Raw genomic sequence first — 13,799 nt, forward strand, 5'->3', positions numbered from 1 at the left:
CATGCCGGCGCTGGGGCTATCTATTTAAGGGCCGGCGCCTCGCCGCGCAGCGCCAGGTCCAGGCGCTTGTTGAACTCCAGCCACGCCGCCAGCCCGGCCATCAGCGCCAGGCCCAGCAACGCGCTGAAAACCTGCATCGGCCAGGCATCCTCGACCTGGGCGTTGAGCATGTCCGCCAGCGGCGCCAGCAGCACGCCGAGGCAGAACACCTCCAGGGAGTAGCGGCCCATGCGACAGCTTTGTTGCGCCCACCAGGTTTGCGTCCAGCCGCGACCCGGCAACAGCTTGGCGGTGACATAGGCCAGGGCCAGGAAGTGCAGCAGGCGCAGCGGCGACAGGTCGGTCTTGCTGATGGGGTAGATCAGGTCGCTGAGCCACGACGGCATCAGCGCGTCATGCACCTCGGGCCAGCGCCATGACAGGGTCAGCACACACGCCACCACGGTGTACACCGCCGCCGCCATGAACAACGGCTGGCGCTTGAGCGGGCGCTGTTCCGGCGGGCGCGCCTGACTGGCCTGCAGCGCCGCCGCGCCACCGAGGATAAACAGGAACTGCCAGGTCACCGGGTTGAAGTACCACACGCCGTCGGCAATCGCCCGCAGGTTCCAGCCCATCCACGGCGCCAGCAGATACACCGTCGCCGACGCGGCCACCACCAGCCAGGTGTGGCGCAGCAGCAGCGGCAACACCAGCGGCAACCCCGCCAGCAGCACGATATACAACGGCAGCGGGTCCATCAGGTTGGGCTTGAAGCGCAGCAGCAACTCGTCGGTCAAGGCTTGTTGCGGGTTGGTGATGAAGTGCGTCAGGCCCATTTCCTGGACGAGGTCGCGGGTTTCCACCTTGCTGTTGGCGAAGAACACGATGCCCATCAGCATCGCCAGCAAAAAGATATGCACCACGTACAGCACCCAGGCGCGGCGCAGGATCTTCAGGCAGGCCATCCAGTAGCCTTCGCGTTGCAAGACCTTGCTGTAGGCCAGTACCGAGGCGTAGCCGGCCAGAAACACAAAGACTTCCGCAGCATCGCTGAAGCCGAAGTTGCGCAGGGTGATCTGGCCGAGGGGGTTGTGGGGGACGTGATCCCAGAAAATGAAGATCAACGCCAGGCCCCGAAAAAAATCGATGCGCGGGTCGCGTCCGTTCAGCATGGCAGCGGGCTCTTGAACAAAAGGTTTAGTAATGACCGGCGAGCGCGCAGGTTGTCGTACGCCGCACGTCGGGCGGGCGCAGGTTGGCGGTATTTGTAAGCAATTGCAAAGGTTGGGTATTACTGAATGTCTCTAGGCGTCAATGATCACCAGGGTGCCCTGGCTACCTGGAAGTACGGCATGAGCGGTGCCTGCTTCCACGAGGTACATCTGGCCGGTCTCTACGTGGATCTCTTCATCAGCGATGCTCAGGCGCAAATGGCCGCTGATCACCAGTAGCCCTTCGTTGTAGTCGTGCACCTCTTCTTCGTAAGCCTGCTCATCCATGCGCAACACCTTGATCCGCGCCGGGCCGACCTGGCCCAGGCGTATCGATTTCCAGCTGTCAGGCAGTTGCCCGGCGAGTGCAGCGAAGTCCAGTAACGGCATGTGAATCTCCTTGTTTCTACGATGCCGTCGGTGGTCCGGTTCAGCGGGGAAGAGGTGGGTCAGAACGCATCCATCAGCAGCACTTTGCACGGCTTGGCCTGGTGCTCATTGATCTGCGGCACCAGCCGGGTGAAGTGTTCGGTCTGGCAATGGGTGTCGAGCGCGGCCTGGTCGGGCCATTGCTCGATGAAAATGAAGTGCCCTGGGTCTTTCTGATCGACAAACAGATCGTAGGCGATGCACAGCGGTTCCTGGCGGGTTTTTTCCACCAGTTCGGCGTACCAGGGACGTACGGTGTCGAGGTATTCGGGTTTGATGAAATCTTCGGCGATGACTTTCAACACGATCTGGGTCCTTAAGCAGCGGCGACTTCATGGGGCTCAAAACTGTCCGCCCGCGCCATCTGCCACATGCGCGAATAGAACTCGCCATTCACTTCGCCGGTGAGCAACTCGCCAGGCTTGAGGAACACATGCAACTGCGAGAACAGCTTGATCTCGGTGGCCGACATGCGTCGTACCAGATGCTTGGCCGACAGCTGCGACGGATGATCCAGGCCTGCCGCCGCGAGCATTTCGGCCAGGGCCTTGAGGGTGTTGCGGTGGAAGTTGAACACCCGCTGGGCCTTGTCCGGCACCACCAGTGCACGTTGGCGCAATGGGTCCTGGGTGGCGACGCCGGTCGGGCACTTATTGGTGTGGCAGCTTTGGGACTGGATGCAACCGATGGCGAACATGAAGCCGCGCGCCGAGTTGGCCCAGTCGGCGCCGATGGCCAACACGCTGGCGATATCGAAGGCGCTGACGATCTTGCCACTGGCCCCCAGCTTGATCTTGTCCCGCAGGTTCAGGCCTACCAGGGTGTTGTGCACGAACAGCAGGCCTTCGCGCAGCGGCACGCCGATATGGTCGGTGAACTCCACGGGCGCGGCGCCGGTGCCGCCTTCCTTGCCGTCGACGACGATAAAGTCCGGGAGGATGCCGGTTTCGAGCATGGCCTTGGCAATGCCCATGAACTCCCACGGGTGGCCCAGGCAGAACTTGAAGCCCACCGGCTTGCCGCCGGACAGTTCACGCAATTGGGCGATGAATTGCATCAACTCGATGGGGGTAGAGAACGCGCTGTGACGTGACGGTGAGATGCAGTCTTCGCCCATCAGGATGCCGCGGGTTTCGGCGATCTCTTGAGTCACCTTGTGCTTGGGCAGGATGCCGCCGTGGCCGGGTTTGGCGCCCTGGCTCATCTTGATTTCGATCATGCGCACCTGCGGGTTCTGCGCCTGCGCGGCGAAGCGCTCCGGGTCGAAGCGGCCGTCGCTGGTGCGGCAGCCGAAGTAGCCGCTGCCCAATTCCCAGGTCAGGTCGCCGCCGTTTTCGCGGTGATAGGGGCTGATGCTGCCTTCGCCGGTGTCATGGGCAAAATTGCCAAGCTTGGCGCCTTGGTTGAGCGCGCGGATCGCATTGGCGCTCAACGAGCCAAAGCTCATCGCCGAGATATTGAACACCGACGCCGAATACGGCTGGGTGCATTGCGGGCCGCCGACCATCACGCGAAAGGCGCTGGGGTCGCTCAGGGGCGCGGGGCGCATGGAGTGGCCGATAAATTCGAAACCCAGCTGGTACACATCGATCAGGGTGCCGAAGGGTTTGTCGGCGGTTTCGTTCTTGGCTCGCGAGTACACCAGGGATCGTTGCGAGCGCGAGAAGGGCAGGGCGTCGCTGTCGGACTCCAGCAGGTACTGGCGGATTTCCGGGCGGATAGCTTCCACCAGGTAACGGATATTGCCCAGGATCGGGTAGTTGCGGCGCACCGCGTGGGGGCTTTGCAACAGGTCGAAAATACCGATCAGGCTCAACACGCCGGTGACCAGGGTGATGGGCCACAGCCATTCGTGTTGGATAAAGGGCAGGCTGGCGAGGGTGAAAATGACGCACACGGCAAAGAAGGCGTAGCGGCTTAGCAAGGACAGGCTCATACGGTTTCCTTGGGTTCGGACTCTCAGGTCGATCCGGCATTCTGCGCCAGTAACGAAACGCCAGACAACCTGCAGGTGTACTCAGTTTGATCCCGGTGATGGGACGGACTGGCCCGAAATAGACAAGGCGCGGCTATCGGTCAGTTCAAACCGGGCCTGGTTTTCGGTGGTCGAATCTGCCCCGACGAAGACGGTGAACGTGCCGGCCTCAATCACCGGCGAAAAGTTGCTGTCCAGCAGGGCAAAGTCCGCCTGGTCAAGGGTGAAGGTCAGCTCCCGCGCCTCGCCGGGCGCCAGCTGCACTTTGCGGAAACCGCGTAGTTGGCGAACCGGGCGGGTCACGCTGGCGACATCATCGCGCAGGTACAACTGCACGATTTCTTCGCCTGGGCGCGCTCCGGTATTGGTGACGGTGACCGCCACGCTCAGCACTTGGGTGGAAGCCAGCCGCTGTGTGCTGAGCCGCGGTGCGGAGTAACTGAACGAGGTATAGCTCAGGCCGAAGCCGAAGGGATACAGCGGCGTCCAGTGTTCATCGATGTAGCCGGAGGTATACCTTTCATCGCCGCTGGGCGGACGCCCGGTGCTTTTGTGCGCGTAGTAGAGGGGGATCTGCCCCACGTTGCGCGGGAACGTGATCGGCAGTTTGCCGCTGGGGTTGACGTCACCGAACAGGATATCGGCCACGGCATGGCCCATCTCACTGCCCAGGAACCAGGTTTCCAGCAGCGCCGGCGCCTGGCGCACGTTCTGCGAGAGCACCAGCGGGCGGCCATTCATCAACAGGATGACCACGGGTTTGCCGCTGTCCAGCAGGGCACGCAACAGCGCCTCCTGGGCACCCGGCAGGTCGAGGTCCGCGCGACTGCGGGCTTCGCCGCTCTGATCGGCGCGCTCGCCGAGCACGGCGATCACTACCTCGGCGCGGCGGGCGGCCTGCCGGACCTCGTTGAGGTTCTGCGTCTCGGTGCTGATGGGCGAAGCGCCGGGCAGGTAAACCACCTCGGTGCCAGGGGCGACGGCGCGGCGTATGCCCTGCAAGACCGTGATCGAATCTTCGGGATGAGCCGCCAAGGCCCAGGGGCCGATCGTGGCCTCGGCGTCCGTGGCCAGGCTGCCGACCACCAGCACGTTGCGCAGGTGCTTGGACAGCGGCAGCAGGGCGTCGGTGTTTTTCAACAATACGATGGACTTTTGCGCGGCCTCGCGTGCCAGTGCCCGGTGCTGCGGTGTCAGGACATTGGCCCGTTGCCGCGCCTCGTCGCTGTAGCGGTAGGGATCGTCAAGCAGTCCCAGGCGCTGCTTGGCCTGGAGTACACGGCGCACCGCATTATCCACGGCGGTCAGGGGAACCTGGCCAGTGCGCACCAGGGTGGGCAGGTATTGGCGGTACGTCTGGCTGACCATGTCGATGTCCACCCCGGCGTTGAACGCCAGCCGTGCCCGGTCGGCCGGACCGCCGGCGATGCCGTGCTGGCTCAGCTCCCAAATGGCGTTGAAGTCACTGACAATGAGGCCACGGAACCGCCACTGATTGCGCAGCACACCGGTCAACAGCGCGGTGTTGCTGTGCAGGGGCGTCCCGGCCAGTTCGTTGAACGAGGGCATGATCCCATCGACGCCAGCCGCCACGGCCGCCTGGAAAGGCGGCAAGTACACTTCCCGCAACGTGCGTTCCGACACGTCGGCGACGTTGTAGTCGCGCCCGCCTTCTGCCGCGCCGTAGGTCACGAAGTGTTTCGCGGTCGCCAGCATAAATGACGGGTCGGCAGGCCCGGCGCCGTGGAACCCCCGCACCTTGGCGCTGGCCAGCGCTGCGCCCAGGAACGGATCTTCGCCGGTGCCTTCCACCACACGGCCCCAGCGCGGGTCGCGGGCAATGTCGACCATGGGCGCGAAGGTCCAGTGTATGCCGCTGGCCGTCGCTTCAACGGCCGCCGCGCGAGCGGTCCGTTGTGCCAGGTCAGGGTCCCAGGCAGCGGCTTGCGCCAACGGCACGGGAAATACAGTGCGAAACCCGTGGATCACATCAAAGGCAAACAACAACGGTATATGCAGGCGAGAACGGGTGACGACGTGTTCCTGCAACCGGCGGGTCTGTTCGACGCCGTAGGCGCCAAGGACCGAGCCCACGGTGTTCATGGGCAGTTGCGCCAGCTCGCCTTGGTCAATGACCGGGCCGGTAGGTGTGTCCTGGACGCCGAGCTGGCTGAGTTGGCCGACTTTTTCTTCCAGCGTCATCTGCTGCAACAAGGCCTCTACGGGGTCTTGCTCACCGGCGTGGAGAGCGTTGCCGCTGACACTGAACACCACGCAGAACAGCGCCCATTGGCCGCCGAGCCTCATGGACTATTGCCGGTGTCGGCCGTTGAAGGGGTACCGATTGCCGTCGATTCCGAATGGAAGGGATGGTACTGATACAGCCAGGTCTCTGACAGCGGCTGGCCGTCCAGGCGCAGGAACAGGCGCAATTCCACCGGCTCCTTGCCGTCGACGTTCAGGTCGAACTGTGCTCGCCAATGGCCGGCGACGCCGTCCGGCACCGCTTCGGTAAAGACCCGGCTGAGGGCGCCCCTGGAGCAACTGATCACGGCCTCGGGCTTGACCCCCGGTGCGAGTTTTTCCAATGGGGCGCCCTGGAATTCCACCACGAATTTACGTGCCCCCAGCGGGCGCGGCTCACCCGGTGAGCCGCCTTTGCCCAGGCGAGTGGCCACGCACACCGCCAGTGGCGAAACGTAGGGCTCCCGGGCCAGCCAGTGCAGGCGATACCGCAGCGCATAGCGGTTGCCCGCTTCCGCCGGGGCCGAGGGCACCCACATCGCGACGATGTTGTCGTGGATCTCGTCGTCGGTGCCGTTTTCCATCAGTTGCACGCTGCCTTCGCCCCAATCGCCCAATGGCTCGACCCACAGGCTGGGACGCCGTTGGTAATTCACCCCATCAAGGTAGTGGTCGAAATTACGGTCGCGCTGTAACAGGCCGAAGCCCTTCGGTTGCCGGTCGCTGAACGCCGAAACCAGGGTGCGTGGCGGGTTGTTCAGGGGCCTCCAGATACGTTCTCCGTTGCCGGTCCAGAGCCCCAGGCCGTCGCTGTCGTGGACCTCGGGGCGCCAGTCGGCGGCGGTGCGCTTGGCGGTTTCACTGAACCAGAACATCGAGGTCAGCGGCGCAATGCCCAGCCGGCTGACGTTCTTGCGCAGGAAAAGCGTGCAGTCGATGTCCATGACCACGCCCTGTGTACGGTGGATCTCGAAACGGTAGGCGCCGCAGATACTGGGGCCGTCGAGCCGCGCGTAGAGGGTCATGGCGTTTGTGTGCTGGTTCTTTGGCGGCTCGAACCAGATGTGGGTGAAGTCGGGGAATTCTTCGGCCTTGCCGGCTTGTGCCACATCCAGGGCAATCGCCCGTGCCGACAGGCCGTACTGGTACAACTCGCCGATGGCCCGGAAGTACGACGCGCCAAGAAAGGCCACCCAGTCGTTCTGTTGCCACGCCAGCCTGGCCTGGTCGCCCAGGCGGCTTTCCTGGATACGAAAACCGGCGAACCCGCTGTTACGGGGCAGGGCATGGGCCGGGCTGTCGCCCGGCATATCGAAGTGCGCCGGGTCGTAGACGATCTCGCGGGCAATGCCGTTGTCCAGCACATACAGCCTGACGGGCGTGCGAAAAAACGACCCCAAGTGAAAGAATGTCACAGGGAACTTGCCGGGGCCTTTGGCGAACAGGGCGTGCTCGGGTTTGAAGCGGATCTGGCCATGGGCGGCGTAGTCGAGTCGCGCCAGCAGCGCGGCCGATGCGGTGCTGGGGTAGGTGTAGGGTTTCAAGGCATCGGCCTGTGCCTGTTCGATCAAGCCTTCGAAGGAAAAAGCGCTGGGCTGGTCGGCTGTATCGGCCGCCAGGGCGCCCCTGCCCAGTGGCATGAGCAAGGCGCCCAGTGACGCGTATGTGAGGAACTCGCGACGCGTAGACATGCTGTCCTTTCCTTCGACGATGAGGGTCCAGGCCTCACGTTCAGCACGCCACCGGCATGCAACCGTGTTGCTTGTGTGGAGTCTCGAGTCGGGAAAAGGGTCTGTCTACTGTCAGAAATAACAGGGTGCGCAGGGGCGGATGATTCGGCGGCGTGTCCTACGCCGCCGTCTGCCGAATCGGCAATACCACGCGAAACTTCGTGCCCTTGCCCAGTTCGCTGCTGACAGAGATATCGCCATGGTGTTTCTTGACGATGCCGTAGGAGAGTGACAGCCCTAAGCCAGTGCCTTCGCCTACCGGCTTGGTGGTGAAAAACGGGTCGAAGATTTTCTGCACCGCCTCGGGGGCAATCCCGCAGCCGTTGTCCGCCACTTCCAGCCACACGTTCTCGCCTTCCACGCCGTTGCTGATGGTGATGATGCCGCGCTCCGGCCCCATGGCCTGCGCCGCATTGATCACCAGGTTCATCACCACCTGGTTGAGCTGGGAGGCCAGGCATTCGATCTCTGGCAGCGGCGCGTAGTGCTTGACCACATCGGCCTTGTACTTGAGTTCGCTGGCAACGATGTTCAGCGTCGAATCGATGCCCTGTTGCAGGTTTGCGAATTGCCAGGTCTGGTCGTTGTCCACCCGCGAGAAGTTTTTCAGGTCCTTGACGATCTGCACCACGCGGCCGATGCCCTCCTTGGACTCGCGGATCAACACCGGAATGTCTTCCTGTAGAAACTCCAGTTCCAGGCGGGTGCGCAAGGCCTTGAGCTGCTCGTGCTGTTCACCCGTGGCGAGGCTTTCTTCGGCCTGCCGGTAAGCCTCCAGCATCTGTTGCAACTGGTTGAAGTAGCCGTCGAGGGTGCTGAGGTTGGAGGAGATAAAGCCTACCGGGTTATTGATCTCATGGGCCACGCCCGCGGCGAGTTGCCCCAGGGAGGCGAGTTTTTCCGACTGCACCAGTTGGCTTTCCAGGTGCTTGCGCTCTTCGATTTCCAGCTGCAGCGCGTGGGTGCGTTGTTCCACCAGCCGTTCCAGATGAGTGGTTTGCAGGGTGGCGCGACGGGCCATGTCCCATTTATTGGCCAGGGTGTTGGCCATCTGCTGGACTTCGATGTTATCGAACGGTTTTTTCAGGATCAGCAAGCGATCATGGCCTTGCAGGCGGTCGAGCAGGTCCTCCCAGGAATAGTCCGAGTACGCGGTGCACACCACCACTTGCAGGTCGGGGGCGACTTTCCAGAGCTCTTCTATGGTCCTCGCGCCGTCCCAGCCCTGGGGCATGCGCATGTCGACAAACGCCAGGGCATAGGGCTGCTGGTGCGCCATGGCGGTGATGAGCAACTGCAGGCCTTCTTCGCCGCCGTAGGCCGAGTGCAGGTCGAAAGGGGGGGCCGTGGGTTTGCTGGTTTCACCGAACAGTGCCGACTCCATGTCATCCAGCTCCTGGTTGGATTCAGTGGGCGGCATCAGGATCTTGCGGAAATCCTCATGAATCGACGGCGTGTCATCAATCAACAGGATGCGCCGGTTGGGAGGCTGGTTCATACGAGGCTTCCGGCAGGAATGAGGGGGATAGTCAGGGTGAATAGCGCGCCCAGGCCCGGCCCGTCGCTGTGGGCGCTGAGGTGGCCGTCCATTTCGACGGCGGCCAGGGCGCAGCTGTGCAGGCCGAAGCCGTGACCTTCCTTGCGGGTGGTAAACCCGTGGGTAAATATCCGGGTCATGTTCTCGGCCGGTATGCCTTCGCCTTCGTCCTTCACGCTGATCTGCAACCTGTTGCCCTCCAGCGACTGGACTGTCAGGGTCATCTGCCGTGGCCGGTCGGTGAGGTTGGACATGGCGTACTTGGCGTTGCTGATCAGGTTGACCATGATCAGCAGCAAGCGGTGTTTGTCCCCGAGGACTTCCGGTACCTGCCCATAGTGCTTGACCACCGTGACATTGTGCCGGCTCAGTGCCCCCGCGTTCATGCGCAGGGCGTCTTCCATCAAGGTGCTGATCTGCACCGGTTCCTTCATCGAGGGCGCGCCCGCATAGGATTGTTGGGTGGAGACGATGTCCTTGATATGGTCCACGCTCTTGCTCAGTTGCCCCAGTTCCTCGATCAGGCCTTGCTGCTCGACGGCAATGGCGTCCACCAATTGGTTCAAGTAGCCGGGCAGCAACTTGCCCTTCTCATCCTCGGTGATAAAAGTGCCCAGGTCGCCCTGGCGTTCGTTGATCAACTGCATGGCCTTGCCCAGGCCCATTGCCTTGCTGCTGCGCAGTTTGCGGGTGACCAGGTCGGCGGAGATGTTCACGCTGTTAAGCACATTGCCGACGTTGTGCAGCACGTTGGTGGCGATCTCCGCCATGCCGGCCTGGCGCGCGCTGTCCATCAGCTCGCTCTGGGCATCCTTGAGCTGTCGGGTACGTCGTTCCACACGCTGTTCCAGGGTTTCGTTCACCGCCTGCAAGGCGCGGTTGACGCGGTTGATCTCGGCGAAACTACGCAGCAGGCGAACCGCCAGGAACAGCAGCAGGGCCACCAGCAGGGTCGAGAACACCAGCAGGTAACGGTGGTATTGCTGCTCGACCAGGTCGAGGGCCTGTTGGTCCTGGTTGAGGTGGGTGGTCAGGTCATCCAGGCGTTCGGCTACCGGAATGGCGGCGATCTGTTCGAGCAACGTGTTCACCACCGGCTGCTCGCGCAGGATCAGTTCGATGTGATTGCTCAGGATCTCCACCGGGCCGCGGAATTCGCTGGGCAGCAGTTCCTGGTTGACGGCCAGCTTGCCCAGGCCGACGAGAATGTCGGCGGCGCGCTCGTCGCTGGTGACCTGGGCGAATTCAAGGCTGCTGAGCAGCAAGTCGTAGGTGTCGGTGGCCACGCTTTGCAGTTGCGGTTTTGTATCGTCGTTCACCTGGTTGAACTGCGCCTGGATATCGTCTTCGGCGGTCGGCAGGAAGGCCAGGGAGTTGCGCAATACCGCGTTATGGGACTTGAACTGGTCGACGCGCCGGGCCTTTTCCTGGATGGCCGCCTGATAAGCCTGTTGGCTGGCTTGCCAGGCGGGCAGGTCTTGCGGGCTGTGGTACGAGCCGCGTGCTTCCAGTTCGGCCCACAACCGGGTCATTTCCGTCAGGGGCGTCACCAGGGGGTCGTAGTTGTGGGTGATGGCGATCCTGGCCTTGAGGACTTCGCTGTCCCACTGGGCATTGAGTTGCTGCAACTGCCGGATCAGGTCCCGGGAGTGGGTGTAGGAAGACGACTGGTCGCTGGACGACTTGATGTACAGAAAAATCAGGGTCGAGGCCAGCAACAGGGTGATCAATCCCAAGGCCAACTGGCTGGTGCGGCGGCGAGAAAGGGTCATGACGGTCTGCTCATAAAGGCTTGCCTTTCCATTCGCCGGTCAGGGTCTTGAGAAACTGGATGATCAGGTCTTTATCCTCCTGTGAAGGATTGCGCCCCAGTTGGAACTTGAACATGACGTCGACGGCTTCTTCCAGGGTCTTGGCCGAGGCATCGTGAAAATACGGGGCCGTGACCGCGACGTTACGCAGGCTGGGGACCTTGAACACGTGCCGGTCTTCCTCATCCTTGGTCAGCAGGTAGCGCCCCAGGTCCGACTCGACGGGGTTGCCGCGGACCTTGAAGTAGTCGCCCATCACGCCGAATTTCTGGAACATGTTGCCGCCGATGTTGATGCCCTGGTGACAGGCGATGCAACCGTAATCCTTGAAGCGCTGGTAGCCGTACTTTTCCTGGATCGTGAGGATGTCCGTGTTGCCCAGCAGGTACTGGTCAAACCGTGAGTTGGGCGTCAGCAGCGTGCGTTCATAGGTGGCCAGGGCGTTTTGCACATTGGCGGCGGTGACGCCATCGGGGTAGGCCTGCTTGAACGCCGCCTGGTAGGCGGGCAGGGCGGTCAGGTTCTGCACCACGGTGTTCCAGTCGCTGCCCATTTCCACCGGGCTGATGACCACTTGCTCGACCTGCGCTTCCAGGGTGTCCACGCGGCCATTCCAGAACTGTTTGAAGTTCAGGCTGGCGTTGAAGACCGACGGCGTATTGATCTCCACGGGTTTGCCGTCGAAACCCAGGGAGAAGGGCCTGGTGTCGGCGCCCCCGGATTCGAGGTGATGGCAACTGGCGCAAGACAGCGTGTTGTTCACTGACAAGCGCGGCTCATTGAACAGCTGGCGGCCCAGCTCGACCTTGGCCGCATCGAGGTGCGGCACCGGCGGCAGGGGTTTGAGCGCTTCGTCCAGCGGCGCGGCCGTCACGGTCGTCCCCAGGCACAGCCCCAACGCGAGGATGGAGCCGAAATGGTAGGTTGAAACGTCGCTCAAGCGAGCACTCCTTGCAGGCATAGGGCTATTGGTCGGGCATCAGTGTGGGGCTGCCCACCTGCAGCAACTGGGCGAAATCCTTCGCAGGCACGGCCTTGCTGAACAGAAAGCCCTGGCCTTCTTCACAGTGCTGGGCTCTCAGGAAGTTCAGCTGTTCGACGGTCTCTACCCCTTCGGCGATGATGTTCAGCTCCAGGCTCTTGCCCATCCCGATGATAGCGCTGATCAGTTGCGCGTCCTGGCTATTTTCGTGCAGCCCGCGCACGAATGATTGGTCGATCTTCAGCACATCGATGGGAAAGCGTCGCAGGTAGCTGAGGCTGGAGTAGCCGGTGCCGAAATCATCCAGGGCCAGGCGCACGCCCATGGCCTTGATCCGGTTGAGGATATCGACCGTCTCGTCGACATTCTGCATCAGCACGCTTTCGGTGATTTCCAGCTCCAGCTGGTTGGGCGGCAGGCCGGTCTGCTTGAGGATGGCGGCCAGGTTGTCGACAAACTCCCGCTGGCGGAAGTCGATGGCCGAGATGTTCACCGAGATGCGCAGCGGCGCCAGGCCCATGGTGCGCCAGGCCTGTGCCTGTTCGCAGGCGTGGCGCAGCACCCACTGGGTCAAGGAGACGATCAGCCCGCTGTCTTCGGCCACCGGAATGAAGTCGGCCGGGTGGACCCAGCCCGAGCGCGGTTGAAACCAGCGGATCAGCGCCTCTGCGCCGAGGATCCGCCCGGTTTTCAGGTCCAGCTTGGGCTGGTAGTGCAGCGCAAACTCATCGTGCTCCAGGGCCTGGCGGATCGCGCTTTCCAGGTTCTGTTGATGCCGGGCGCGCAGGTTCATGTCTTCGGTGTAGAAACTCAGGTCGTCCGGGCCACGCTCCTTGGTGGTGTGCATGGCGGTTTCGGCGTGCTTGATCAGTTCCACCGCAGTGCTGCTGTCATTCGGGTAGATGCTGATGCCGAGGCTGGCGGTAACGCTCAGGTCGTGCCCCGCGACATGCCGGGTAACGCTGATGGCCTGGAGCATCTTCTGGGCGATGTGCTGGGTTTGCTGGGGATGCTGGACATCATTGAGCAGGATCACAAACTCGTCCGAACCATAGCGAAACACCGAGTCAGACTCACGCACGGCCGCCACCAGGCTTTGGCTGACCTGCTGGAGCACCTCATCCCCCACCGGATAACCCAGGGCGTTGTTGATGCGCTTGAAGCGGTCGAGCCCGATAAACATCACCGCCAGTTGCGTATCATGGCGCCGGCCCAGGGCAATGGCCTGGGTCAGGCGGTCGCCCAGCAGCGTGCTGTTGGGCAGCTCCGTGAGCGCGTCGTATTGCAGCAGGTGCGAGACTTTCAGCAACTCCTGCACGCGCTCCTCAATCGTGCGTTCGAGCCCGATCACCTTGAGGGCGGCATCCTGGGCGAGCTGCCATTTCCAGGTCAGGGCGCTGGCCATCTGGCGGATTTCCAGGTGGTCGAAGGGCTTTTTCAGGATCAGCAACTGGTCGTTGTACTTCAATCGCGCCTCGATCGCTTCAAAGGAATAGTCGGAATAGGCGGTGCACAGGGCGATCTGCAGGTTGGGATCGACGTTCCACAACTGCTCGATGGTTTGCAGGCCGTCCCAGCCGGGCGGCATGCGCATGTCGATGAACGCCATGGCATAGGGGGTGTTGGTTGCCAGGGCCCGACTCACCAGATCCAAGGCCTCCTGGCCCTGGTAGGCGGAATCGAGGATAAACGCCTGGCGAGCAACGGCCGTTGTGCCGAACAGGGTCTGCTCAAGGGTATCCAGGGAGGGCTCGGCGTCGGCGTCGGCGCACAGGATCTTGCGAAAGTCCAGGTGGATGGACGTGGCATCATCGACGATCAGGATGCGACGGTTGGCCCGCCCTGCGTTCGAGTTCATAGTGCGCGCCTTATCTGCAAACGGTTCGACGGCATAACCA

At 62.5% G+C, this 13,799-nt stretch carries 10 protein-coding genes; all 10 read right to left on the bottom strand.

Going from position 1 to position 13,799, the window contains the following annotated elements; genetic code table 11:
* Positions 1 to 20 precede the first annotated feature (20 nt).
* Positions 21 to 1,154: an OpgC family protein gene (locus F6S08_RS06520; protein ID WP_065948881.1), complete on the bottom strand. Its 1,134-nt coding sequence runs from the start codon at positions 1,152 to 1,154 to the stop codon at positions 21 to 23.
* A 132-nt stretch (positions 1,155 to 1,286) separates the two neighbouring features.
* Positions 1,287 to 1,583, bottom strand: a complete 297-nt coding sequence (locus F6S08_RS06525; protein WP_065926553.1) for a cupin domain-containing protein — start codon at positions 1,581 to 1,583, stop codon at positions 1,287 to 1,289.
* Positions 1,584 to 1,642: 59 nt separating this feature from the next.
* On the bottom strand, positions 1,643 to 1,927 hold the full coding sequence (locus F6S08_RS06530) for a putative quinol monooxygenase (RefSeq protein WP_065926552.1): 285 nt from the start codon (positions 1,925 to 1,927) through the stop codon (positions 1,643 to 1,645).
* A gap of 11 nt (positions 1,928 to 1,938) precedes the next feature.
* A complete protein-coding gene (locus F6S08_RS06535) occupies positions 1,939 to 3,558 on the bottom strand; it encodes an FMN-binding glutamate synthase family protein (RefSeq protein WP_065926551.1) in 1,620 nt (539 codons plus the stop codon).
* 81 nt (positions 3,559 to 3,639) lie between these two features.
* Entirely contained in the window at positions 3,640 to 5,904 is a 2,265-nt protein-coding gene (gene bglX, locus F6S08_RS06540; RefSeq protein ID WP_315871409.1) for a beta-glucosidase BglX, read from the bottom strand.
* A complete protein-coding gene (locus F6S08_RS06545; RefSeq protein WP_315871544.1) occupies positions 5,901 to 7,481 on the bottom strand; it encodes a glucan biosynthesis protein D in 1,581 nt (526 codons plus the stop codon). Before F6S08_RS06545 ends, bglX begins: the two co-directional genes overlap by 4 nt.
* Before the next feature lie 208 nt (positions 7,482 to 7,689).
* Entirely contained in the window at positions 7,690 to 9,069 is a 1,380-nt protein-coding gene (locus F6S08_RS06550) for an ATP-binding protein (protein WP_065926549.1), read from the bottom strand.
* The gene (locus F6S08_RS06555; RefSeq protein ID WP_065948877.1) at positions 9,066 to 10,880 is read right to left on the bottom strand and encodes a DAHL domain-containing protein; all 1,815 of its coding nucleotides are present in this window, start codon (positions 10,878 to 10,880) and stop codon (positions 9,066 to 9,068) included. The genes F6S08_RS06550 and F6S08_RS06555 overlap by 4 nt, the downstream gene beginning before the upstream one ends.
* Positions 10,881 to 10,890: 10 nt before the next feature.
* Complete coding sequence (locus F6S08_RS06560) at positions 10,891 to 11,859, bottom strand: cytochrome-c peroxidase (RefSeq protein ID WP_065948876.1); 969 nt, start codon at positions 11,857 to 11,859, stop codon at positions 10,891 to 10,893.
* 25 nt (positions 11,860 to 11,884) lie between these two features.
* A complete protein-coding gene (locus F6S08_RS06565) occupies positions 11,885 to 13,759 on the bottom strand; it encodes a putative bifunctional diguanylate cyclase/phosphodiesterase (protein ID WP_315871410.1) in 1,875 nt (624 codons plus the stop codon).
* Positions 13,760 to 13,799 lie beyond the last annotated feature (40 nt).

Source organism: Pseudomonas sp. JV449, assembly GCF_032424295.1.
Taxonomy (GTDB): Bacteria; Pseudomonadota; Gammaproteobacteria; order Pseudomonadales; family Pseudomonadaceae; genus Aquipseudomonas; species Aquipseudomonas marginalis.